General features: G+C 34.4%; 17 protein-coding genes, 1 tRNA gene and 2 pseudogenes. 6 read left to right on the plus strand and 14 right to left on the minus strand.

The window, feature by feature from the left end; all coding sequences use genetic code 11:
• Window positions 1-124 precede the first annotated feature (124 nt).
• Window positions 125-931: a CAF17-like 4Fe-4S cluster assembly/insertion protein YgfZ gene (gene ygfZ / locus HUB95_RS04255; RefSeq protein WP_015589111.1), complete on the plus strand. Its 807-nt coding sequence runs from the start codon at window positions 125-127 to the stop codon at window positions 929-931.
• Between the two features lie 718 nt (window positions 932-1649).
• On the opposite strand, the gene recJ is transcribed toward ygfZ, so the two are convergent.
• The 9 genes from recJ to HUB95_RS04300 all read right to left on the minus strand — a co-directional run bounded on the left by recJ (window position 1650) and on the right by HUB95_RS04300 (window position 13492).
• A complete protein-coding gene (gene recJ / locus HUB95_RS04260) occupies window positions 1650-3389 on the minus strand; it encodes a single-stranded-DNA-specific exonuclease RecJ (protein WP_209452339.1) in 1740 nt (579 codons plus the stop codon).
• A gap of 60 nt (window positions 3390-3449) precedes the next feature.
• Entirely contained in the window at window positions 3450-3671 is a 222-nt protein-coding gene (locus HUB95_RS04265; protein WP_209452340.1) for a hypothetical protein, read from the minus strand.
• Window positions 3672-4670: 999 nt separating this feature from the next.
• Window positions 4671-5921 (minus strand): cbb3-type cytochrome c oxidase subunit I, encoded by a 1251-nt coding sequence (locus HUB95_RS04270; RefSeq protein WP_174516867.1) that lies wholly within the window; start codon window positions 5919-5921, stop codon window positions 4671-4673.
• Window positions 5922-5955: 34 nt separating this feature from the next.
• On the minus strand, window positions 5956-7365 hold the full coding sequence (locus HUB95_RS04275) for a Na+/H+ antiporter NhaC family protein (RefSeq protein WP_244662735.1): 1410 nt from the start codon (window positions 7363-7365) through the stop codon (window positions 5956-5958).
• A gap of 168 nt (window positions 7366-7533) precedes the next feature.
• A complete protein-coding gene (lon, locus tag HUB95_RS04280; protein WP_141456951.1) occupies window positions 7534-9987 on the minus strand; it encodes an endopeptidase La in 2454 nt (817 codons plus the stop codon).
• A 15-nt stretch (window positions 9988-10002) separates the two neighbouring features.
• Window positions 10003-11280, minus strand: a complete 1278-nt coding sequence (gene clpX / locus HUB95_RS04285) for an ATP-dependent Clp protease ATP-binding subunit ClpX (protein WP_006279985.1) — start codon at window positions 11278-11280, stop codon at window positions 10003-10005.
• A complete protein-coding gene (gene clpP / locus HUB95_RS04290) occupies window positions 11280-11906 on the minus strand; it encodes an ATP-dependent Clp endopeptidase proteolytic subunit ClpP (RefSeq protein ID WP_197907222.1) in 627 nt (208 codons plus the stop codon). The genes clpX and clpP overlap by 1 nt, the downstream gene beginning before the upstream one ends.
• Before the next feature lie 11 nt (window positions 11907-11917).
• Window positions 11918-13252, minus strand: coding sequence for a trigger factor (gene tig / locus HUB95_RS04295; RefSeq protein WP_015589117.1), 1335 nt, complete (start codon window positions 13250-13252; stop codon window positions 11918-11920).
• Between the two features lie 158 nt (window positions 13253-13410).
• A tRNA-Leu gene (locus tag HUB95_RS04300) sits at window positions 13411-13492 on the minus strand.
• A 140-nt stretch (window positions 13493-13632) separates the two neighbouring features.
• Here HUB95_RS04300 and HUB95_RS04305 point away from each other — a divergent pair.
• Both HUB95_RS04305 and gshB read left to right on the plus strand, forming a co-directional pair.
• A complete protein-coding gene (locus tag HUB95_RS04305; RefSeq protein ID WP_209452341.1) occupies window positions 13633-14229 on the plus strand; it encodes a BON domain-containing protein in 597 nt (198 codons plus the stop codon).
• A gap of 60 nt (window positions 14230-14289) precedes the next feature.
• Window positions 14290-15219, plus strand: a complete 930-nt coding sequence (gene gshB, locus HUB95_RS04310; protein WP_015589118.1) for a glutathione synthase — start codon at window positions 14290-14292, stop codon at window positions 15217-15219.
• Here the strand turns inward: gshB and murG are convergent.
• A complete protein-coding gene (gene murG, locus HUB95_RS04315) occupies window positions 15204-16235 on the minus strand; it encodes an undecaprenyldiphospho-muramoylpentapeptide beta-N-acetylglucosaminyltransferase (protein ID WP_015589119.1) in 1032 nt (343 codons plus the stop codon). The genes gshB and murG overlap by 16 nt on opposite strands.
• Before the next feature lie 69 nt (window positions 16236-16304).
• Here murG and HUB95_RS04320 point away from each other — a divergent pair, with 69 nt between their 5' ends.
• Window positions 16305-16697 carry a hypothetical protein gene (locus HUB95_RS04320; protein ID WP_006279962.1) on the plus strand — a complete coding sequence of 131 codons (393 nt, stop codon included), beginning with the start codon at window positions 16305-16307 and terminating at the stop codon, window positions 16695-16697.
• A gap of 5 nt (window positions 16698-16702) precedes the next feature.
• On the opposite strand, the gene lpdA is transcribed toward HUB95_RS04320, so the two are convergent.
• Together lpdA and HUB95_RS06630 are read right to left on the minus strand one after the other, a co-directional pair.
• Window positions 16703-18076: a dihydrolipoyl dehydrogenase gene (gene lpdA, locus HUB95_RS04325; RefSeq protein WP_209452342.1), complete on the minus strand. Its 1374-nt coding sequence runs from the start codon at window positions 18074-18076 to the stop codon at window positions 16703-16705.
• Window positions 18077-18151: 75 nt separating this feature from the next.
• A pseudogene (locus HUB95_RS06630) lies at window positions 18152-19072 on the minus strand (IS110 family RNA-guided transposase).
• Between the two features lie 700 nt (window positions 19073-19772).
• Here HUB95_RS06630 and HUB95_RS04340 point away from each other — a divergent pair.
• Both HUB95_RS04340 and HUB95_RS06635 read left to right on the plus strand, forming a co-directional pair.
• On the plus strand, window positions 19773-21725 hold the full coding sequence (locus HUB95_RS04340) for a hypothetical protein (RefSeq protein WP_209452344.1): 1953 nt from the start codon (window positions 19773-19775) through the stop codon (window positions 21723-21725).
• Window positions 21726-21916: 191 nt separating this feature from the next.
• Window positions 21917-22857: pseudogene (locus tag HUB95_RS06635) on the plus strand (IS5 family transposase).
• A gap of 293 nt (window positions 22858-23150) precedes the next feature.
• On the opposite strand, the gene HUB95_RS04360 reads toward HUB95_RS06635, so the two are convergent.
• Together HUB95_RS04360 and rnhA are read right to left on the minus strand one after the other, a co-directional pair.
• On the minus strand, window positions 23151-26252 hold the full coding sequence (locus tag HUB95_RS04360) for a YhdP family protein (protein ID WP_209452345.1): 3102 nt from the start codon (window positions 26250-26252) through the stop codon (window positions 23151-23153).
• A complete protein-coding gene (gene rnhA / locus HUB95_RS04365) occupies window positions 26245-26682 on the minus strand; it encodes a ribonuclease HI (RefSeq protein WP_209452346.1) in 438 nt (145 codons plus the stop codon). Before rnhA ends, HUB95_RS04360 begins: the two co-directional genes overlap by 8 nt.
• Window positions 26683-26701 lie beyond the last annotated feature (19 nt).

Genomic DNA, 26701 nt, shown 5'->3' on the forward strand with positions numbered 1-26701 from the left:
AGTTAGATTTCAAGGGCTGGAGCTTGTAAAATATGCACGCCATTATAAAATATGCACGCCAAAAGCAGTTTCTAAAAGAGCCTAATGTTATATAATAAAATTTAGATTTATTTATAGAGATTTCATGAGTTATATACCATTTTTAAGTCGTGGTGTGATAGTGCTATATGGGCCTGACACTAGAGATTTTCTGCAGGGTATTATAACCAATGATATTAATAAGTTGGATAGCCAAAAAGCCATTTACTCTTTATTGCTTAGCCCTCAGGGAAAATATCTATATGATTTTTTTCTTATTGAATATGGTAAATACACCCTCTTAGAGTGCGAAAACATGCACTTGCAGCAAATAATCGAGAAACTGGATTTGCTTAAAACTTACTTGAGAGTGAAGATTAAAGACGTTAGCGCACTATATAAGGTTGGAGTTTTGTTTAATACTAAGTTGGCGGAGTGTAGTGGTAAGTCACAAGTTATTTTTCAAGATCCAAGGCACAAGCTGCTAGGAATGAGGATCATACATAAAGATGAAATAAAAGAGCCGGTTGGGGATTTTACTCAGTATGAAAAAGTTAGAATTCAAAATCTCGTTCCAGATGGAGCGAAAGATATGGTGCAGAATTCATCGTTTCCGCTGCAATTTTTAATCGATAAGGTAAACGGTATAAGCTTTAATAAGGGGTGTTATATAGGTCAGGAAGTTGTAAATCGAATGAGCAGACAAGAAATATTCAGAAGAAAACTTTACCTTGTTGAGGGGGATAACGCACTTCCAGATATTGGCACTAAAGTGACAAATGAAAACAATGAGGAAATAGGGGAACTGCGCTCTAGTGTAGACAACATTGGATTTGCATTGCTTAATACTGGAAAGAGCCATGCAAATTTATATGCAGATGGAGTTAGGTGCGTTAAGACGTTGAAGTCTTAAGGTAGCGCATATAGAAACGAAAAAACTTACTTGACACCCTTCGCCAGCGCCCTTATCATGATAGTGAAGCTATTGTATTTGCTTTCGCCAATCTGCAGATTAAAAGGTAAGGATTACTTAATGTATTGGCGTCTTATGTTCAATTTTTTGCAGTATATAGATACTGTATGTCTTTACAAAACTTCATCTACATCTAGATTTTTATCTAAATAAGCTGAACGCGCTTATAAAGCGTTACAAGACATCAAAAAATGCCAATACTCGACAGAGATAGTAAAAGACTAGCTAACTCGGGGATTCTTTGTCTTTTTTTCTGCTTAGTAAATTTCTTAAACATTTGCAGCGTAAGTTAGTTGCAATTAAAAGCGGCTGAATCTCGCTTGTCAAGCGTTTAAAACATAAAAAACGCCAATATTTTAAAGCGGATAATAACCCCAGGGCTTCTTTTGCCTTTTTTTTCGTTTGGTAAATTTCTTAATGTTTATGGCTAAACGACAACCGTCATCCCGCTACTTGTTAGCGGCTGAGATACCGCGAATGAATCGCGGTATGACGGTTAAGTAGGGTGTCATCCCAGTGTCACGCACTGGGATGACACCCTCTTGGATGGAAATCAGTGTCAGATAATTTCATGACACCAGTTGTTGTAAACTCACTTTTTCTCGATTTTTTGGTTTATCTTGTCTACCTATTTTGCCACTCTGCTGAACAGATACACTCAACTAATGGTCAATACATCTTCTATTAAAAATTGTACAAATTCATTGCCATTCCAGTAATTCATAGAGATTTTACCCAAAATAGCTTTAACATTACCCTGCATGATAGCAGAGCCAAGATGAGTATTTGCAGAACGAAATGCAATAGCTCTTACCATAACATTATCATCAGCAATAAAACATTTTATATGGTCAACTCCTATAACTTCAGGCTTTCTTATCTTTGCTCCTTGGATAATAAACCTTGGTTCAGGATTTCCAACTCCAAATGGTCCCAAGCGTTGCAATTGATTCCATAAAGACAAATTTATTGCTTTAGCAGTTACTATACTATCAGCTTTTAAAGTTTTCTCATTTATAGAGTTTGAAAATCTTTCAGTAAAAAAATCATGCAAATCATTTATTTTGTCTTCTTTAATTGAAAATCCTGCCGCCATACTATGGCCACCACCTTCAATAATCAAATTTATAAACTTTGCGGAAAGGACTGCAGCACCGATATCAACTCCCAAAATTGATCTACAGCTTGCTTTTCCTATTCCATTATTTAAAGATATCACTACTGTTGGCAAGTGAAACTGCTCCTTTAGCCTTGATGCAATTATACCAATTATTCCCTGGTGCCAATTGCCACTTATCATTATAAAATTCGCACCTGATTGGGCAGACTTTTCCGCTTGTGCTGTAGCTTCCAAGAGAGCCTCATTTTCTAACACTTTTCTTGCATTATTCAAATCTATTAATTTTAGCGCGATTGAATGTGCCTCTTCATCATCATCGGTGGAAAGCAACCTTGCACCAAGCGATGCTTCTCCAATTCTTCCTCCAGCATTTATGCACGGTCCAATGCTAAACCCCAACCGCGAAACACTTGGTTTTTCAAGGATTCCCAAAGCATCAAATAAAACACGCAAGCCAACGTTTTTTCTTGTTGACATAACTTTTAATCCTTGTGAGACAAGTGCTCTATTGAGGCCTGTGATCTGCATAACATCACAGACAGTTCCCAGGGCAACCAAATCCAACAGATCAAATAAATCTGGTTCTTTTTTGTTGGTAAAAAATCCTTGCTCACGTAGGCTTTTATTAAGAGCAACAATTAGCAGAAATGACACTCCAACTGCTGCTAGGTTATTATAAGGAGAGCTCTCATCAAGGCGGTTTGGATTCACAACTGCTACGGCGCTTGGTAATTTTTCCGTACCAAGGTGATGGTCAACAACTATAATATCAAGACCAAAAGCCTTTGCATCTTCTATTGGTTGATATGCAAGCGTACCACAATCAACGGAAATACATAAATCAATTCCATTCTTTTTAAGTTGTAATAAAGCATCTGTGTTTAATCCATAACCCTCATCAACACGATCTGGAATGTAGATTATAGAGTGTATATCGATTGCTCTCAGGTACCTGTTAATCAATGCTGACGACGTTGCACCATCAACATCATAGTCACCAAATATTGCAAGGTTTTCATCATTTTTCATTGCCCGTATTATACGAGAAACAGCTTTATCCATATCAAGAAGGTGAAAGGGATCTGGTAATAGCGATCTGATTAGTGGATATAAGAAGTCGCTTGCATTTTCTATGTTAACACCACGAGTAACCAATATTCTTGCTAATATTTCTGGTAACTCAAATCTCTGTGTAAGAGTTAAGATTTGCCTTTGATCTGCTTCTTGCAACTTCCACAATGCATTTGTTATGCTGCGCTTTTCAATTTCAAGTAGCATATTCTTTCTTTGTAAATAAAACTACTTTACCAGAATTTTTAAGCTTGTTCTATAATTGTATTAGACTTCTGCATAACATAAACTAAGTAGAAAAAAGGTATCATCTAAGTAGCTGACACTGGTCTCCATCCAAGAGGGCAGTAGCCCCTTCGGTGTCATTCCAGCGCGTGACCAGGTCTTTTTAGCTATCATAGAATGACAGAAGCAGACACTCCACTTTGTCGTTCCAGTGCCTCCTTTTTTTGTCATTCCAGTGCCTTGACTATGATGGCTTTGTTGCATCGCTAGCTATGATGGATTAAAGATAAAAAAGGTGGAGAATATCAGTAGCTTATTATTCTGGTATTTATAACAAGAACGGTCAGTGAATACCTAAATTTGAGTAAAAGAAATTTCACTACCACTCACTAATCCGGCTAAAATTCAAGAATTTCAATGCTTTAGCTATTTTCAATAGAATTAAATTTATTAATATAAATAACAAATTACTATTCTTAAATTTGATCAGATTGATTGCAAAAAAACAAGATTTTCAATAAGTTGCTTATAATCCTAATTATAGTTAGCCTTTCATAAGTAGCGATGCAACAAAGCCCACTGGGATCCAGGAATTTTATTAAGTTGGTAAGCATAAAAGTGTTATGTAAAATACAACGTTCTTGATGGGATTGCGTGAAATGCTGGATCCCAATGTTTGGGCACTGGGATGACAAAGGAGGACAGTGTCAGCTACTCGGATGACAAAAAAAGGAGCACTGGGATGACATCATCCTTTTTTTGGGGTTCCAGCGTCACGCGCTACCTTCCGTATAAATATTAAAAAATTTACCAAACGAAAAAAAAGGCAAAAGAAGCCCCGTGGTTGGCTAATTACTTACATTATACTTTCAAGTATGGCGTTTTTTTATTCTAAACGTTTAATAACCGCGATTCAGTTGCTTTTAAGCCGCAACTAATCTAAATTATAAACATTAAGAAATTTACTAAACAGAAAAAAAGGCAAAAGAAACCCTAGGGTAGCTAGTTATTCACTATCCATTTTTTAAATCGGCGTTTTTTGATGTTTTAAATGCTTTATAAGCGCATTTCAGCTTATATTAGGTAAAAACCTAGAATTTTATAAAGACATAAGGTGCACATAGTGCAAAAAATTAAACATGGGACGCCAGATACGTGAGTTTTTTGTCATTTAATCTGTACAGAGAAGATAAATAAATAGCTTCAGTTTCATGATAAGGGGGCTGGCGGAGTTTGTCAAGTAAGTTTTTTTGTTTCTATGGGTCAGTTGGTACGCGCTTTGCCTTTTAACAGATGTAAAAGCACAATTATTACGAACAACATTCCACCAACAACTGATATAGCGCCACCTATAATGAAGCACGTGCGTGCTAACATTGATGAAATACTTGGCAGATCTGCAACCTTCCTTAAAGCACCATATCCACCAAGCCACACAAGACCAGTGATATGGAGAAAATGCCCTATACTGTAGGCATAAATCTGTAATCTTACCATGGAACCTTTTATCTCTTTAAAGTTTAATTTGGGTAACAGCCAATAAATGAAATTCATAAAAGCTATAGTGATCCCAACTACAGAACCGTGATAATGAGCGGGAATGGTGACATTTCCTTCAATAGTCAACACTCCGAGCACATCTCCATAAGTGAACAACAAAAATGAATGTAATAAATAGTTGCTTTTATCATTAATAAAAGTTCTGATGTTGCAGCACACTAATATTATCAAAAAGCACGGCAAAACTGCTCCAGCAATCCTCATATGCCAAGTAAAAAACTGTATTAACTTGGCACTATCAACTGGATAAACAAAATATACAAACGGTGCTCCTACAGCTAAAATCGTGTTTATAAATAGTGGTAAAATAGTAATTTTATTGCTTGAAGCTAAACTAACATCACTGATCATTAAATAGACTAAAAACATTCCTTGAGTAAAAGCAAACTGCAATAAATGTCCGCCTCCCCAAAAGAGATATTCGTAAAATAAATTATTATCTGAGTGATATAGACCTGGAGGCATATTATTATATGCTAAAACAAAGCAAAGAAATGACGATACAAGTATAATAACTAGCCCAATTTGCCCAACAGAGAGAAATGAAACCTCTTTTTTTGATGTGTATGCTAGCATTGTATTTACTAATATACTGGCAATAAATAAACTGAGTCCAAACAAAAATAATTTGTTTTGTAACACGGGAATATAATTACTTTTGATAACTTCAGTGTTTGGAACGAATGCGGATATAAACATGAGCAGCATCGAAAGGGTTGATAGAACCCATGAAAAGTTAAACCAACTATTGGTATTTTGTAGGTTTATGATAAAGAGCAGAGATATTATAGAGCACATCCACACTAAAATTGACAAGTTCACGTGTATTACCAGCGCATTATCAAAAATATATTGTGCAGAAGGAACAAGAGAGGAGATAAAAGGCAATCGTAGAAAAATAACAATTATTGACAGTAACCCAGAGCAAGCAAGAGCACATACTGCCAAGAACATCCATTTTCTACAGAGCGGAGCGTTGTCTTGTATATTAAGCACAATCTTTTTTCTCAATTTTGTTCAATACAATATATAACACTGCAATAATACCTAAAACATAGCAATAGTATACGTGTGGCACGACTGCCAAAGGTGAAACTCCAGCAATAGTGCTAGCCAAAAGCAATTGAGCGTCATACGGTATTAATCCTTGAAATACACAAGAAAATATGCCTAGCCATGCTGCACTATAGTAAGGCGGTATTTCATATTTCTTAGCAATATCTCTAGCAATTTCACCACTAAAAATTATAGCGATGGTGTTATTTGCAAGTAAAATATCAAATATGCTGACTATTTTTGCAATAAATAATTGCGCAGTTTTTTGTCCACCACGTTGTATCATAACCCAAGATGAAAGTTTATCTGCAAGCTCATTAGAATTTTTACCTACCAGTCCTGAAAGCCCGCCAACCATCAATGACAGTAGCATAATTTCATGCATACTCATAAACCCCTTAGTGATGTTTTGGCTTAAAAACAATAAACCATAATTGTTGTTATTTATAAATCCAATGATTCCAGCAAAAGTTATGCTTAAAACCAATGCCGTAAATACATTTATTCCAAAGTTTGCAAGCAATATAAGTATTATGTAAGGAGTCACAAGCAATAAAGAATACTCCTTAACTGAAATAGCAGCACTATTGCTTGAGCTATAAAATAATATAATTATTGTGAATATAGAAGCAATTAGTGCCACTTTTGCATTCAGTTTTAATTTTTTCTTTATATCAGCCTTTTGAGACATCACAGATGCAATTGTAGTATCAGAGATAATAGATAAATTGTCGCCAAACATTGCTCCTCCTACAACGGTTGCAACTCCTAAGGAAGGAGAAATCCCAGCTTGTGTCAGTTCAACTGCAATAGGAGCAATTGTTGCAATGGTGCCCATTGATGTACCAATAGCAGTGGAGATGAAAGCTGCTACAAAAAATAATCCTATGAGTAAAAATTGTGTTGGTATAAATGAAAGAGCCAAATTAACTGTGGCATCAGCACTACCGATTGCTTTAGTTACTTCACTGAATGCACCTGCAAGTAAAAAAATGATGCACATAGTGATAATATTACGATCTCTTACCCCATCTAGAAAGGCATACATTTTTTCTTCAGTATTGCCCTTGTATAAAACCCAACCCAGAGCTATGGCAGGAACAATGGCTACTAGTGGAGATAACTGATAAAAAGCATTTGACACGCCAAGAACAGTAAAATATATGCCGCTTCCTACAAAAAGAAATAGGAACAGTAAAATAGGCAAAAATTTGTAAAATAAAACATGCCTCAGCTCTGATAAACGCAAATCAACTATGATATAATTTATATTATTATAAACCACAGTTGGCACCTTGACCAATGTTTTTCTAGAAAGCAATCCACCAGAAAAGGTTTCCATGAAAAGGACTATTATAATATATCATCTACTTGAATTAAACTGGGAGATAGAATAAGTAAAAAATATGAATGACATAACAACAAAGCAAGTCATATCCTTATGGGATGCACAAGTTGGTGGATTCTTGCCAGATAAAAGAGAAATGGAGATTGATAATATTTTTTTAATCTAATGCTTCAATGTTTCCGACATAGGAAAAGTATCATCTTTACTTTCTATAGAGGAAGGCACACTATTTTGATTATCATCACCATCAATTGGAGTAGTAGGGTGCATTAAAGCAACTTTCATAACTTCATCAATATTCTTAGCAAAAACTACGTTGATCCCCTCTTTGATGCTTGCCGGAATCTCTTGCATATCTTTCTCATTTTCACTTGGTATAATCACAGTTTTGATTGATCCTCTGAGCGCTGCAAGCAATTTTTCTCTTAAGCCCCCAATAGCTAAAACTCTACCACGCAATGTCACTTCGCCTGTCATAGCAACATTTTTGTTAACTGGTATATTCGTCATAAGAGAAACAATAGACGTACATACCGCGCCGCCAGCAGAAGGGCCATCTTTTGGTACTGCACCCTCAGGTACATGTAAATGTATATCATTATTTTGGAATTTTTCGGGCTTTATACCAAAAAACAAACAATTTGATCGAATATAACTATACGCAGCTTTTATAGATTCTTGCATAACCTCTCCAAGCTTTCCTGTGTATTTTATTTCTCCCTTGCCCGGAATTAGGACTGATTCTATCATCAAAATATCACCACCTGTTTCAGTATAGGCGAGCCCAGTTACTATTCCTACTAAACTCTCATTTTCCGCAATGCCAAAGGTATATTTACGTACCCCTAAATAATCTTGTAAATTGTCAACCCCTACGGATATTTTCTTATTTTTATCAGTCAATATTTCTTTAACTGCCTTTCTCATGAGCTTTGCAAGCTCCCTTTCCATACTCCGCACACCACTTTCACGTGTATATAAACGTATCAACTCGTATAACGCCTCATTAGTTATGTCCCATTCCTTCTGATACAAACCATGCTCCTTCTTTAACTTCGGAATAAGGTGGTGTGTAGCAATACTGATTTTTTCATCTTCAGTATACCCGGACAATTGTATAATTTCCATCCTATCACGCAAAGGATGTGGTAAATTTAAGCTGTTTGCCGTAGCTACAAACATTACACTTGAAAGATCAAACTCAACTTCCAAGTAATGATCCGTAAAGTGTTTATTGTGCTCAGTATCTAAAACCTCAAGTAATGCAGATGCAGGATCGCCACGCGAATCAGAACCCATCTTATCTATTTCATCAAGCAGAAAAAGCGGGTTGCATGAATTAGCTTTTTTCATGTGTTGAATGATTTTACCAGGCATTGAGCCAATATAAGTTTTCCTATGCCCTCGTATCTCAGACTCATCACGCACACCACCAAGAGCTATGCGAACAAAATCTCTTCCTACTGCTCTTGCCATAGACTTAGCTAAAGAAGTTTTACCAACACCTGGCGGTCCAACTAAGCAAAGTATAGGACCTTTTATCTCTTTTACTCTTTTTAATACCGCTAAAAATTCTATTATTCTATCTTTTACTTTCTCTATGCCATAATGATTTTCATCTAAGATTTTCTTAGCTGCATTTAAGTTAATTTTTGCATCTTTGTACTTTCCCCATGGCAACTCAAGCAACCAATGCAAGTAACTAGATATAACTGTAGCTTCAGGAGAAATGGGATTCATTTTCTTGTATCTCTTCAAATCAGTTATAGCTTTCTCTCTTGCTTCCTGAGAAAGCTTTGTTTCATTTATCTTTTTTTCAAATTCATTGAGTATATTCCCTTCATCACCATTCTCAAATTCGCCTAATTCTTTCTGTATAGCTTTCAATTGCTCGTTAAGGTAGTAAACTTTCTGAGTGCTTTCAACTTGCGATTTAATTGTCTTATATAAACGGTTTTGTGCGTTCAAAATACTCATTTCTCTCTCAATAAAAGCAAAAGCTTTTTTTAAACGCTCTTCTGGGTCATAAGCCTCAAGTATACTTTGTTTATCTGATACTTTTATATTTAAATGTGAAGCTACCGTGTCTACAAGTTGATCAACTTCTTTGATTTGATCAATGGAGTTAATGGCAACCTCGGGTTGATTTTTCTTGTTTAGCTTACACCAGCTATCGAACGCGTCTACAACAGACCGCCTTAAAGCTTCTAAATCAATATTGTCTTCATCTTCTTTATAATGATTGTCTAACTCTACCCTGGCTTGTAATAAAGTATGAGAGCTAATATATTCTACAACTCTTCCCCTTCTTATCCCCCGGATTATAACTTTTACTGCATTGTCAGGTAATTTTATTAACGGTTGTACAATGCTTGCTAACACACCTACTTCATAAAGATCTTCAGGCTCTGGATTATCAACAGAGCCATCTTTCTGTGCTACAAGAAAAATCTCATTTTGGTGATTACTACTACTTATTGCATACTCTAGTGCATTAACAGATTTTTCTCTGCCTATGAATAAAGGCACCATTATATTTGGAAAAATTACTACATCTCTTAAAGGTAATACTGGCAATGCAGTAAAACTAGAGCTTACAGCACGTTCAATGTTCATAATATATGCCTCAAATTAATCATTAACCGTTATAACATTGCCATTGTTATTATGATTAACCGTTGCTTTTCCTAATTCTACCATTTTCTTAGTGATTACTATAGTGCTACCTTCAAAGCCTCCGTTTCCAGATGTATACATAATGTCAAGCAAAAGTGACTCCAAGATAGCACGTAACATTCTTGCACCTGTTTTGTAGCTTATAGCCTTTTTAGCAATAGCTGATATTGCTTCATCTGAAAACTCAAGGTTTACTTTGCTAAACGCAAGCAATGCTTTGTACTGTTTTATTAGTGCATTCCTTGGCTCTGTCAACACATGTATTAAATCTTCATGATCCAGCTCATCTAAAACAGCAGTTATTGGAACCCGCCCTACAAATTCGGGTATTAAACCGAATTTGATTAAATCTTCAGGTTGAACATCATGTAAAGCATTCTTTTTCTTTTGCTCTTTAGACTGACTTATATCTGCTCCAAAGCCAACTGACGTTCCCTTTTTTCTCGCTTCAATAATTTTATCGAGGCCTTCAAAAGCTCCTCCACAAATAAACAGTATGTTACTAGTATCCACTTGTATAAACTCTTGTTGCGGGTGTTTTCGCCCTCCTTGTGGCGGAACATAAGCAACTGTACCCTCCATAATCTTAAGCAGAGCTTGCTGGACCCCTTCACCTGAAACGTCACGGGTTATTGAAGTGCTTTCAGATTTTCTTGTAATCTTGTCTATTTCATCTATAAACACTATACCACGCTGTGCTTTTACAACGTCATAATTTGCAGCTTGTAATAAACGCGACAACACGCTTTCTACATCATCACCCACATAACCTGCCTCAGTTAAAGTTGTCGCATCAGCCATAGCAAATGGCACATCTGAAACTTTAGCAAGTGTTTTGGCTAGCAAAGTCTTACCAGAACCAGTGGGACCAATAAGCATTATATTTGACTTCTCGATTTCAATATCACTTATAGCATGAAATTGTACCATGGATTGACAATGGTTATACATAGCTACAGATAAAACGTGTTGCGCGTGTTCTTGACCTACAACATGCTTGCTGAGAAAGTTTTTTATATCCTCAGGTTTCTTTAGTAATAGCTTCATATCAGATATACGATCTGAATTAAAAGATCTATCTTTCTTTTGACTTATTGCTTTATGGGATAATTCTATGCACTCATTACAAATAAACACCTTTAAACCATCCGAAGAGTTAGTAATCAATTTATCTACTTCATCTTGCGCCTTGTTGCAAAAAGAACAGTAGTGTAAATCATTATTGTTATCCATTAACCCACCTTTTGTTTAACTTTAATATTTTCAATTTCAATATCTGTACGCTCAGCTATCACCCTGTCAATTAAGCCAATTTTCCTTGCTTCTTCAGGATCCATGAATTTATCTCTTTCCATCATTCCTTCAATTTTCTTCAGTGAATTTCCAGTATGTTTTTCATAAATTTGATTTAGTTTTTTCTTAACTCGCAAAATTTCATTAGCATGTATTTCTATATCAGTTGCTTGACCATGATAACCACCAGATGGCTGATGTATCATAATTCTTGAATGAGGTAGAGAGTAGCGCTTATCTTTTGTACCAGCTGCAAGCAATAAAGAACCCATAGACGCAGCTTGACCTATACATAAAGTTGAAACGTCTGGGTTTATATACTGCATTGTATCGTAGATCGACAAACCAGCAGTTACAACACCACCTGGTGAGTTGATGTACATACAAATGTCTTTATCGGGATTTTCCGATTCTAAAAATAAAAGCTGTGCTACTATTACACTGGCCATATTGTCTTCAATAGGACCTGTTACAAAAATTATTCTTTCTTTCACTAGTCTTGAATATATGTCATAAGCGCGCTCACCGCGACTAGTTTGTTCAACTACAATTGGTATAAGAGTCATACCTTTTCCTATTAAATATTATCAAATAATTCCTTTAATTCTTTCACAGAAACAATCTGCTCTTCTTTACTAACTTTTTCTATTATATAATCTGTCACTTTATACTCAAGCGCTTGCCCTCTAACTAATTCTTGAAATTGTTTATTTGATTCAAAATGCTTAATTACTCTGTCAAATTGCACATCTTTACTGACATATTGATTTACAATAACACTCAAAACATCATTTTGAGTTAATGATATTTTATGTTCTGCACTAAATTTCATAAATAACATAGCAAGCTTTACACGTTTTTCAGCTTCTTTACGAGAATCATTTTGAGCACCCAATTCTCCTTCCATTCTTTGTTGCTCCTGTTTTACTATGTCTGTGGGTAAATCAAAACTATAATTAGCATCCAAATAATCAAACAGCTCCTTTTTAATTAAGAGATTTCTCATTTCGGTGCACTGATCACCAATCATTTTTTTTGCATGATTTATTAGCAAAGAATAATCTTTAAACCCAATACTCTTAGCTATTTCATCATCATTTTCAAAATCTTTGGCAATTTGAATCTCATTAACTCGCACAGAAAAATCAGCTTCCTGTCCTGCAAGGGAAATGGCTTGGTAATTTTCAGGAAATTTCAACTTAAAGTTCTTTGTTTCTCCCTTTTTCATACCAGTTAATTGATCTTCAAAACCATTAATAAATGTGCCAGACCCTAAATTAACGGCAAAATCTTTGCTACTTCCACCTTGAAAGAGCTTATTCCTAATCCGCCCTTCAAAATCAATTATCAATTTATCCCCATCTTTCGCTTGATAAGAAGCATCATCAACAGAGGCAAAATTGGGGAACTTTGTTTTGATAGAATCAATAAATTCTTTTATATCTTCCTCTTCAATCTTTGCTTCAATTTTCTTTAAGTTTATTTTGTCAAGATCTATCATCGGTACTTCAGGCATCGACTCAAAAGATAGCTTGTATACAAAATTGCCCTCCTCATTTTCTTTGCCCAGATCTGGTAATGATATAACATCAACCTTAGGATAAATGTGAGACTTGACTTCAATTTTTTTCATCAAATCACTTGAGCAATAATCAATTGTATTATTTATCACATATTCCAAAGCCTCGTTTTTATAATTTGCAACAACAAGGTCATAGGGCATCTTTCCAGCCCTAAATCCAGGTGATTTTGCATTTTCTGCTATCTCTTGCAACCTGGAATTTACCTTTTGTTTTATATAATCACTACCAACTGTGATTTCATACTCATACTTTAGTTTATCTATACTAAGCTCTTTGTAGGTATATACGCTACTTACTTCGACTGTATTTTGAGGTATATTATTAGACATCATAATTCATTTATTAACATTTTAATTCATATCTTAATAGAGTCATTTTACCAGAATTTAAGTTAAACACAATCCTTAAGAACAGGTTTTTACACAAACAAAAGTGTATTTAGTGATTATAAATTTTCCCTTAAAACCTAAGTTACATGACTTTAAAGTGCGGATAGAGGGACTTGAACCCCCACGAGCAAGCTCACCAGGACCTAAACCTGGCACGTCTACCAATTCCGCCATATCCGCAAGAAATTTTCAGTACCCTATTATAGGTATTCCATTAAAAATATTCAAGGTTTAAAGTCTTACTTAATTTATGGTATTTACACAATCAAAAAAGCTTATTAACATTTCTTAATGAAAGCTCTAAACCATGAAAATCAATAATGAGATTAATAACAAGCTTCTTACTCGCAATTTTTTTGATTACACAAAGTGGTTGCACAACCCTTATAATAGGTGGTGTGGTGGCTACAGCGACAGCAACAGCAATAACAATGCAGGACAAATCCTTGGGAAATATCATTGATGATACGACTATGGTCATCAGAATTAATAAGGGGCTCTTAAAACATGGGCTATTTTCATCCATAAAGGTTAAAGTAAGTGAAGGAAGAGTATTGCTCATTGGAAGTGTTGACACTCCTGAAAAACAACTTACAGCAGAAAAAATAGCTTGGCAGCAAAAAGAAATTAAAGAAGTGATAAATGAAATAAGAGTAATACCAATTCAAATGGCTTCCATGCTAGACACCACTGTAGATGGCATGATAACAGCGGAAATAAGAACAAGACTCCTGGGAAAAAGAAATATTAAGTCAATTAATTATAGCGTTAATACGCTTGATAGAGTTGTTTATTTGATGGGTATAGCCCAAAATAAAGCGGAATTAAAAGCTGTAATAGCAATTGCAAGAAAAGTAAAGGGAGTAAAACAAGTTGTAAGTTATGTACGATACAGGTACAGTAAGTTACGCCATTAGGCAAAAATCGCTTTCAAATTATAACATTTGTACAGTTGTGACAATAGGTAGAGAACATAAATGAAAATTGCCTTTCAGATGGATGAAAATATAAATTTTGAAACTGACACTACATTCGTGCTAATAAAGGAAGCACAAAGGAGGAAGCACGAAGTTTTTGTCTATGCTCCTAACAATTTAGCACTAAAGCTAAACCATCCAATTGCTCTGGCTCAGAAAGTCAGCGTTGATGATTTTAGTTTTATCTCTAAAGAGGATGTAGCAATCAACTTGAATGAAATGGACATCATATTTATCAGACAGGATCCACCCTTTGATATGCGTTATATTACAACAACATATATCTTAGAAAAAACCAGCGCATTGGTAATTAACAATCCAACAGAAATAAGAAATTGTCCTGAAAAATTGATAACTTCATTATTTCCAGAGCTAATTCCGCCAACTTTGATTACTGAAAATATATCAATGATTAGAGATTTCTACTACAACTATCAAGATATTATTCTGAAGCCATTGTATAGTTATGGAGGAAACGATGTGATAAGAATACAAGATGAGAATAGTATTCAAGTAGTAGTGGATCTCATGATAGCAAAATACGAATGCCCTGTGATTGCACAATCATTTTGTAAAAACATAGATAAAGATAAAAGAATATTGCTACTTTATGGCCAACCAATTGGTGTAATGAAACGAATTCCAAAAATCAGTGGAGAGATCAGAACAAACATGCGACTTGGAGCAAGTTTTGAGCCCGCTCAAATGAACGATAGAAACAATGAAATATGTAACAAAATTGGTCCTGAATTAAAGAAAAGAGGGCTAATATTTGTTGGTATTGATATTATAGATGACTTCCTGCTCGAAATTAACACAACTTCACCCACGGGAGTAGTTTATATCAATAAATTGTATAATATATCGCTAGAAAAGGATCTTTGGGACGTGTTTGAAGAAAAAGCAAGCAGCCATCAACTAAACCTGTGAACAATCACCTTAACAAACTCAGTAGTCCCATTCTTTATCCCTGTTTTTTCTGTACTATTGGTCATATCACGCAATTTTTGAGAATTATTTAATAGATCAAATAGTACCTCTGTTAGATTTTTTTTTGCTTCACTATTCTGCTCAACTATTATAGCTGCTCTCGAGTCTTCAATATATTTTGCGTTATAAAATTGGTGATTATCTTTTGAGTAAGGGTAAGGAATATATATAGCAGAACGCCTAGCAAGAGTGATCTCTGCTATTGAAGTTGCTCCTGCTCTGCTAATTACCAAGTGAGCATTGGCCAGTCTATTCTCCATATCATCAAAAAATTCACTCAATTCACAATCGATCTTTTCACTTTTGTATAGACTTTTGACCTTGTTTACATTTTTCTTCGTACATTGCTGCGTCACTCTAATTTTCTTTTTCATTTTAATAGGTAAATCACAAATTACGCTGCTTACTACATCATCAAAAAAATTTGCACCTTGGCTGCCTGCTATGACCAATATATTTAGGATTTTCTCAGTGCTAGAATGGCTCTGTGCTTTTATATCAACAAAATTTCCTGTAAAAATACATTTATTGCCCTCTGCATATTTAGTCTCCGGAAAGCTGGTTGCAATTAATTTTGCACTCTTGAAAAAGAATCTATTTACTCTCCCTAAAACTGTGTTTTGTTCATGTAAAATTATAGGTATAGAAAGAACTCTTGCTGCAAGAAGAGTTGGAAAAGAAGCATAGCTACCAAAACCAATGACCGATTTTGGTTTTAATTTTCTTACTTGATACAGTGCTAACATAGAGCTGTATATCAAGAAAAGGAAAAACTTAAATTTGTTGCTGCTTGGTCTACGTAATGGTAAGGTGTAGCTTTCTATGTCGGTATTTTTATTTGTTTTTTTATCAGTGAATAATATGCAATTGTATCCTTGTGTCTTTAGTGCTTTTGCTAAAGCTATGGCCGGAAAGATATGCCCACCTGTGCCACCTGTTGCTAAAATAATATCCATCTGTAAATAATAAATCCTAGATTGTTAACTGTTATTTAACAATTTGCACGTAGAATTTTATTAAGCGTTATGATAGTTGAGTTAAAAATGCCTAAAAGTAATAGTAAAAAAGAACCTAATGAGAAAAATAAACCTCAAGAACAAAGAGAAGGCAGAAGCGGAGGTTTTTTAGAACTGCTAAAAAATATAATAAAAATTCTTTTCAATTCGGTCGTTGACCTACCTGAGCACGAGCAGCATAATAAAATGAAAAGCACTAATCTACAACAAGGTTTGGATACTAAAGGAAAAGGCCCAGAAGATCTTCATCCAAAGGCAAAGCTTGAAGTTAAAGAAGCAGCTAAGGGATTGAAAGAAGAGTTACAGAATTCTGATGCTGGTGGTAATCAATCTATTGAAACTAAAGTGCCTAATCAAACTACTACTCAAGACATTGACAACTCTAAAACGATGGAACGTTAGTTCAACTATTTAACATCTGCAGCAAGCACTGATTCATGTATCATCTCTGAAATGGTTGGATGAGGAAAAATCGTAGATTTTATGTCGAAGTCTGTTCCTTCTAGTTGCTTTGCAAGAGCAAAATTGCTAATTAACTCCGTTACTTCTGCACCTATCATGTGGCTACCCAGAATTTCTCCGGTTTTTTTATCTATAATCGTTTTCACTAACCCTTCAGTTTCACTGAGTGCAACAGACTTACCATTAAAATTAGAGTGAAATTTTCCTATTTTTATATCATACCCACCTTTTATTGCCTGTTCCTCAGTAAGGCCGATGCTCGCTATTTGTGGATGAGAATAAGTGCAATTTGGTATGCATTCTTTTTTTAACGCATGAGCATTTTTACCAGCAATCTTTTCAATGCAGATCACGGCTTCATGGCTCGCTTTATGTGCTAAACATGGTGGGCCAGCTACATCACCTATTGCATACACATTTGATTCACTAGTTTCATACCATTCATTCGTTTCAATAAAGCCAGAAGTGCTTAATTTAATTTTTGTATTTTCTAAACCTATATTTTCAATATTTGCTTGAATTCCAACCGCAACAATCACCTTATCAAATTCTTTGCTTTCACCACTACTTAGTAGCACTTGAGCAGAGTCTTTACTTTTAGTAAGAGCTTTTACGCTACTGTTTGTATATATTTTTATCCCCTGTTTTGTGAATATTTCTTGTGCTAAATCTGAAATGTCCTTATCCTCCAGCGGCAAAATAGTGCTCTTTATCTCTATGATTGTTACATCAACCCCCAAAGTACTATAAAAACTTGCAAATTCTATTCCAATTGCACCAGACCCTATAATTAGTAGCGATTTTGGTAATCTCTCTGGAGTCATAGCGTGCTGCGCATTCCATATTAAATCTCCATCTGCCTCTATTCCAGGCAGATTCCGTGCCCTCACGCCTGTTGCTAAAATGATATGCTTGGAAACAATTTCTTGTTCTTCCTTATCGCTAACGACTTTTATAGTACCATTGCCTGCAAGTTTACCAAAACCTTGATGAACTTTGATATTATTTTTTTTCATCAAATATGCAACACCGCTTGACAATTTATCAACAACGTTTCTTGAGTATTTCACTATTGATTGTATATCAAAATTCGCTCCCTTTACTTCTATACCAAACTCTTTTGATCTTTTTATTAGCCTATAAACCTCAGATGCTCTAAGCAGTGATTTTGTTGGTATACATCCCCAATTTAAGCATATACCGCCTAAATTTTTTTCTTTTTCCACAATTGCAGTTTTAAACCCAAGCTGTGCCGCCCTAATTGCCGCTATATAACCACCAGGACCGCTACCTATAACCGTAATATCATACTCATTCATCAGTTTTCTTCGTATTCAAAAAGATTATATATAACAGATGGAACCCATACAATCAATGGTCTGTCATCTACCGTCTTAAGAGTCAAGATAAAAGTTGTTATTTTTTATCATGGCATTTAAACAAACGATATTTTTCTCATGACAGCAACTAATGCAACCTTAGCAGCTTTGCCAGAATCAACCAAACGCTGATAAAACGCTTTCATTTTTCTGTTGTGGCGCATAGCAACAAGAGCTGACATGTATAGTGCTTTCCTTGCATAAAACCTGCCTCCTTTGATTTGAGCTTTGCCAACTTTTCTTCCACTTTCACTAGTTTTAGGTGCAACTCCAACTAAGCATGCAATTTCTCTATTCTCTAATCTACCAAGCTCAGGCACCTCTGTCAGTAGAACGCTCGCCGTCTTTGACCAATACCTTTATAGCTGATTAAAAGCTCATTTTTTCCTTTCAATTCAAGGTCAGAATCTATTGTGTCTTCTATGTCTTGCCTAATTTCTTTCAATTGTTTTTCAGCAAACCCTATCTGTCTTTCTATGTATTCTCTAGCTTTTCCCGTCGCACTTTGCAGGCGACACTTGTTTGCATGAATTGCATCATTTAAATTACGCTCAACTGCCCCCAGCTCCTTTAATTCCTCTTGCTTTTGTGAAATTATACATCCTTTTACTTCACCGTCTTTACTGACAAATTCAGCGTATTTTTCCAGTAATTTAGCATCTAACTTGTCAGTTTTTGCAAAATGATTGCAAGCTTTGGCAAATGCATATACCCGATTCGGGTGAGCTTTATGGACAGTTATCTTGCAACAATTTTATAATGAGCTTTTCATAGCCACCAGTTTACATATAACTTGATGGGTAAATCGACTATATTTGTTTCTATAAACTTAGATATAGCATCACTCACGTTTGCTATGCGCTTATGCTTGCCATTAATTGAGATGTCCAATGCTTCCTTGGAAACATCTACTCCCATGAAAATTATTCTAGCCATTTTTGTACCTATAAATATAATCAAACAATAATGCAAAATGCTGTATACAGGATTGTAATTCGATCTTTTAGATCCACCTACCGTTCGTACTACATTTTGCTTTAAGCCTTACTATTACCCACAAATAAAAACATAATATTGTATTTACTCAAATAATTTAATTTTATTAACCTGAAAGCTTATTAGACTAAAATTATTAAACTAAGAGTTATAATTTTAGCAACTAAAAGCTGTAAATTGCACCATATAAACAGTTATTTCAAGCAAAAGTTATGCCATTAAGAGCTATGCAACAAACATTTATATTTGTGGGTAATAGTAAGATCTAAATCCGATAGAGCATTGTTGGCACACCATCAAAAGTCGCCTCAGACCTCTAATGCATCAATGTACAAACTTACACCTTTTAATTGGTAATACCATTTTAGACGTTTATCATTCGTTTTAGAAAATACTATAGTAGCGGAATGACGAATTTTTGTTTTTCAAATTGTCAGTAAATCTAAGTCAGTTTAGCTATATAAAACATAGTATAAAAAGAGCTATTTTAGCAAAATTTTAAACAAATAAAGTTAATTACTTCACAATTGATACCTTACGAGAAAAGCACATTTGATACAGATTTAAAATACAAGTTAACGAATTATTATGATTTTTACCAAGATAATAATATAGTAAGGTTTGGTAGTGAGGTATCAAAATGGAAAAATACACCAACGCATGGTTTAATAAGAAAGATAATCATGATTGTGCAAATGATGGCACTTGCGGGCAATCTATAAAGGATTTTAGGATTGGTAATTCTGATATTTCTTTTTTTGATAGTAACAAAAACTTAATTGCCAAAGTACCTAAACTACCAAAGTATTCTAGTGATAAATATGGGCATCAATTGTATAAAGAAGCCGAGTCAAAGCAGTTCAATTATTTTTCCACAAATATACATGATGTTTTGTCTAACAGCTTTACCGTTAAATACGGGTATATAAATTGTACTATAAAATACGACAACTTATCTGAGCAGGAACAAAACCAAATAGAAACAGACATTAAAACTGCCTATGAGGCATTTAAAGAAAAGTTTTGCTTCAAAGATAGTAGCATAAGTAAAAATATAACGGTTTACATTTTCAATAATAGAAGCGATTATACAAAGTATAACAATCTTCTCGGCATAGATGAAGATGGTAGTCCAGGATATATTACACGAGGAGTAACAGATTGTCAGAATATTCTGACATATAAGCAAAGTGCCATGGATTTTGTTCTGGGTCATGAGCTAGGCCACATATTTCAATTGTGTTTTTCACCATCGGCAACAGTCCAAACTTTGAGTATTCTGGATACTGAACTCATAGCAAATGTTGTTGGACGAGAAGTAGAAGAAAAAAATTATAAAGCTATTTGCAAGCAGATGGGTGTAGATGAATATAAATACGATGGATGGAGTTTTATTTTTAAATACATAGGTACAACTGGTAGTGTATACCGCCTAAACCTTTCAGAAGAAGAGAAATTTCAAATTATACAACGTGTCAAGAGTTCTGGACTAGATGAATATGAAGACCATGGATGGATGTTTAAATTTAAATATAAAGATACAACTGGTAGTATATACCTCAAGGACCTTTCAGAAGATGAAAAATTTCAAATTATACAACGTGTCAAGAATTCTGGACTAGATGAATATGAAGACCATGGATGGATATTTAGTTTTAAATACAAAGGCACCACTTATAACGTAAGATGCAAGTACTTTTCAGAAGAAGAAAAATTTCAATTTATCAAAGACATTAAGAACTCTCATGAATCGCTCGTTAGTGAATGTGATGGATTGGGGAATGAGAATACAGTTTTATCGATTCACGTTGATGAAAATAAGGAGATAAGTCGAATGTATTTTCGAAACTCCGACAAAAATATATTCAAACAGCTAGATAAGACACTTATAAGCAGAAGTAAGTCTGAAGAAGAGGTAAATGAAAACCGCACGAATCCAGAGCCAGAAGAAGAACAAAAATGTGATGACTACACAGAGGTTACAGGAATGTTGCAATTTAAGTACAAAGGGACCAATTATGCTATACAACACAGAGGTTACCTTTTAGTAGAAGAAGAAAAACTTCGATTGATTCAAGATATAAAGAACTCTCATGAATCGCTCGTTAGTGAACGTTATAGATTAAATGAAGGGTCATTAAGTCAGAATGCAACTGTAGTAATTTTTGTTGATGAAAACAAGGACATAGAGAAAATGTATTTTCATAATCCAGACAAGAATATGTCCAAATGGTTAGATAAGACACTCATAAGCAGAAGTAAGCCTGAACAAGATGTGGATGACACAGCAGGAAAAGAGCCTGAACCAGAATCAGCCGAAGAGGATACTCAGCAACCCAGTAATTTCTTATCCAATATTTTTTCAGCAATTAAATCCATTATTGATTCTATCTCATCACTCTTTTCATGGTTATTTGGGTCGAAAGAGAAAGAGTCTAATCAACAATCTGATGATAATCCTTCTTTGTTTAAGCTCGATGCTAATGAGTTAGATCACGAAGTTAAGCCTGATGCCAATGAGTTAGGTCACGATGTTAGAGATCACTTATCAGACAATTATAACCATTACAACTCATCTGATGGGCTAATGTAATATAGCTAATTTACAGTATCTGTTCAGATGCATGGCTAATGTACAAATATTGAAACAAAAATTCCAGTGCCCCTGTGATGTCATTCCAGTGCTTGACACTGGGATGGCTTTGTTGCATAGCAACTGAAAAAATCTGGTGGCTACTGACAAAATTCATTATAAAATAGCCATTTAACCTTGAAAGAAAAAATATGCCACAAAAAATGAGGGTCAGTAACCATAGCGAATATAACAAATTTCTAGAAAAAAGAGGAAATATTTTTCATTATATCAACGAAGCCATAGAAAAGTGGTACGAGAATGGTCCAAAAATACCAGGTGGCAACAATATTTATAGCGATAAAGTTGTAATTTTGGTGCACATAATAACTTGTTTATTTAGAATAGGCCTGAGGCAAACAGTTGGGTTTATAGCAGGATACCTTGAGCAAATTGGGAAAAATTTGCAAGTTATCAGCTATTCACAATCATCAAGAAGGTTTAAGAAACTCAATATTAAGATCAATGATTGCAGAAAATAATATGGAAGATATCGAAATTGCTATAGACAGTACAGGAATTAGTATATACAACAACACTCCTGGTCATAGCAAAGAAAATAGCGAAGATAGAAAGTATCGCAGCTATGAACAGACAAGAAAATTGCATGTAATGTTGAATACAAACAGCAAAAAAGCCATAGCTGTAAAATACAGTAACGGCTGATCACTATGGAGCTTGTGATTTGCTAAAAGAAGTCGATTTTCAGTATGTCATAAAAGTACTATATGCAGATAGGGCATATGACAGAGAAAAGCTCTATAAGCTGTGTAATCAATATGGTATAAAAACGAAAATTCCTCCGAAAAACAACGCAGCAGAGCATCCAAAGTTAGACTATATGGCTGAGAGAAATTCTGCAGTCAAGCTCATAAAGTCATATGATGAAGATGGTATAAAGAAGTGGAAAAAAGAGATGAGTTATGGAAAAAGATCTTATATAGAAGGTTTTTTCTCGCGACTGAAACAAACATTCGGGTTTAGTTTTAGGAATAAATCTGAGACAAATAGAGAGAAGGAACTACTTGTTAAATGCTATTTGCTCAATAAGTTCACTGATATTGGTATGGCTAAATTTGAGATAGCTTCATAAATTTATTGTGCGTTACCTACTATCCGAAGAGCGATGCAACAAAGCCAAACCAGTGTCACGCACTGGGATGACACCCATTTGTTCCTATAGTTGTCTTTTCTCGTCTACCTTATTTTGCCACTCTGCTGAACAGATACAATTTACAACCACCCCCCTACCCTTTTTAGTTGTTCAGCAAATATAGAGAGGTTAAAGGGAGTGGTATTACTTAAACAACTAAATAAAAACCAGGTAGATCATTCTGAAATTCTTGCATTTTTGTCCATAATTTTGTTAAATAACTTCCCTTTTGGTCATATCGAACCAAATTTCTTTTTCACACCACCTTTTAAGCCACTTTCGTTAGTTTTTGTCATAATGCGATCAAACACTCCCAATAACCTCTTTAATAGGTTTGGAGTTAGCGAAGAGATAAGATCAACAGATACGTTATTGTTTTTGTCATCACCACTTGCTTTATAGTCTATTGAAACGATTCCCCTACTTTTCCCACCAGTAAGAAGTTTTCCAATTATAGGAATTTTTAACAAAGATTTATTAATTGAATATGCTGGTATTACTTGTCCTGCAACCTGGAATTTATAATTTCTAATATCGAGCTTACCACCAGTGCTAATACCTAACTCCGCCCCTTCAAGCCAAGATTCTTCAATTTCAATAGTGCCATCTTTGTATGAAAAAGGTGCATTACATTTGTAAAAGTATACACCTTCATTTTTTATGGCATTTACAATGCCAGGCAATGAAGACATCGACAATAAAGTAGTAAGTAGTGGAGCATCTTTGATGTAGAAATTGCTAATGGATAACGTACCATAATGTTCTCCACTTTCTCTCTGAGGAGAGAGATAAAAAGACAATTTGCCGTTTTTAATTGATTTACTAATGCCTAAGGAACGCAAAAGCATACCTGAATTATCCGCATATATTTCGAGCCCTATTCCACTGTATTCTGCTAGTATGTTGCTGCTATCTTCCAGAAACTGCCCTGTAAATTGACTTCCATTGCAATTACCTTTAGTACAGGTTACATTCAGCTTAGCATTTTTGATAACGATGCCTTCTTTCATAATTACATTGTCAACATTCATACTAATCTCTATATCTTTATTTAATCCATTACTGTTTTTGCCAAGCAAGCCTAAAATATCACTTAAGTTAATTTCCTCACCATAAATAGTTATGGCATTTTTCTCCTTACCTGATTCAATTTCTATACTAAAATCATTATCAGGCAATTTAAAGCTACTAGAATTTAAATATAAATTTCCATTTTCTACTCTTCCGCTGAATTTTATATCTAGGTCATTTCCTACAATGTCTAATTTATCTACTAACAATTCACCTGCTCCTTTTAACCTTGTAGAAAACAAAATTTTATTGTGATCTTCAAAGCGATTTTTCCACCCTAAGTAGCTTGAATGTGATTCAAATTCTGATAAATCTATATCACCATTAACATACCCCGTCTTATCTTGATTTATCACTGACTCTAAATTTGCACTGACATAGCCACTATCAAAATTAAATATTTGAGCGGGTAAATCTCCGGTCAAATTCCAGGCGAAACTTTCATTCCTATTGCTACTTTTCAGGTCAAATAATAGCTGTGTGTTATTCACCATACCACTACCATTTAAATCTATAAAGTCACTGCCAAAACTAAGCTTAATATCATATTTACCAAGACTTGCATTATAGACGGCCAAATTGTCAATTTCAGAATGAAAATTTGCTGAGAAGTCTACTTTTTTGTCATCAGCATTTAGATTAAAAATGCGAAAATTAAATACGGATTTTGCCATTCCACTTACTTTATCCCTTTCAACCTTCACCACATCATCCAGCTTAAATCTTATAGGCTCATATAAACCATACGCATCACTTACAGCTTTGCCATTAATGGTTAGAACTGAATCTTCCTTATTTAGAGATTTCATTTCAATATCACCACCATTAACAGTGAAATTCTGAAACTTAGCGCTATTTACAGTAATTTCAAGATCGTTATTCTTGATGATCAAATCACCCTTTAATTCCTTTACTTGCTCAAAATCTTCATCAAATTTTACGCTACCGTTTTCTATATCAGCAACAATTACAATGTCTGACAGATCGTCATCAACCAAATTGTTAATTTTGCCATTGAAACTTACAATGGTATTTAAAACATCCCCATCAATATTATCACAATACCAGCTTTTAAATTTACTATTTACTACACTATCTGTTATATAAGTACATAAATCCTTTGCAGCAAACTTACTAATATTAATTCTAAGCAAAGCATGACTTGTACCAAAGTTCATTTTGCCTATTAAAGAGAGATACGTGTCATTTAACTTAAAATGGAAGTTTTTTACACTAATAATTCCATTACTATATGTTAAATTTATATTTACATTAGTTAAGGCCAAATTTTTGTTCAAATAATTTTCTGTATTCAATACGTATATATTTCCATCTACAATTTCATCCTTTTTATTAATTTTCACTGAGAAGCTTCCTTTGAATCCTATATTTTTGTCCAAATTGTAGCTTTTAACTAATGTAGAAAACTCGCTTAATAGTCCCAATTTTAGATCATAAAATGTCCCGTACACATTTAGCAAATTGTTGCGATTTTTTATCGTAATTGATAAATCATCCAAAAATCCCTTTTCATCTTTTGTATTCACATGAATATCTAAAACATTAAAATCTTCCCCCTTCCCTATATACAATTTATCAATAAAAAATTCATCTTCCGTGCCTTTATTAATAGCGATGTTAGTAAATTCAATTTTTGAATCCGCATTTAAGTCAAAAAAAAATTCCCTTATTGTTTTTAATAGATTTTTTGCACTGCTTTCTGTCATCTTGAAATTCTTCCCTGTCATCCCAGTATCTTTTTTTCCTGTCATCCAAGTAGCTTGACTACTTGTTTCTTTTTTTCTAGGTTCCAGCGTCACGCGCTGGAATGACACCGAAGGAAGGCGGTTATTACTTAAATAATGATTATCCAAAAGGTCTAATGAGTTTTGCGGATTAACATTAATTTCTTCTCTCTTGATATATACACGCACATTATCAGCTAAAACTTGAGAAAATTTTATGTTACCTTTAAATAAGGAACTTAACTTAAAATGTACAAAAAGCTCAGGAACTTTTATAGTAAAATTAGGGTTTGCTATTGCCAAATCTGTAATGACTAAATACGGATCTTTGCTACCTTTCTGCCAAACAACTGAGGTATTCTCCACATTAACGCTTGAGCCAACAAATATTTTTGATATTTTATGTTTAACATAAAAATTAACATAATTAATATTGATTTCTAAAGGCTTTAAAAAAATAAAGAAGCACAATATGAACAATAAAGCTACGGAAAATAATACAGTAATTTTTTTAAGCATTGATTATTGCTTTTCTTGCTAAACTATCAGCCTCCTCATTATACTTATTGCCACTGTGTGCTTTAACCCACTTCCAATCAATTTCGTGTTGTAAAGCAACGTTGTCTAACTCTTTCCACAATTCCATATTTTTTACTGATTTTTTATTACTTGTTTTCCAACCATTCATTTTCCACTTATTTATCCACTCTGTTATGCCATGTTTAACATAGAGACTATCCGTATATAAATTAATATTACAAGAAAATTTCAATACTTTCAGCCCATTGATCACCGCTGTTAACTCCATTTTATTGTTTGTGGTATTTTCTTCTCTACCATAAATGTCTTTTCTATAATCTTGAAATAATATGATAGCTGCCCATCCTCCCGCTCCAGGATTACCAGAACACGCCCCATCCGTATATATTGTCACTTCCTTTTTGCTCATCTTTAACTGTAATGAATTA

Source organism: Wolbachia endosymbiont of Ceratosolen solmsi (genome assembly GCF_017869155.1).
Classification (GTDB): Bacteria; Pseudomonadota; Alphaproteobacteria; order Rickettsiales; family Anaplasmataceae; genus Wolbachia; species Wolbachia pipientis.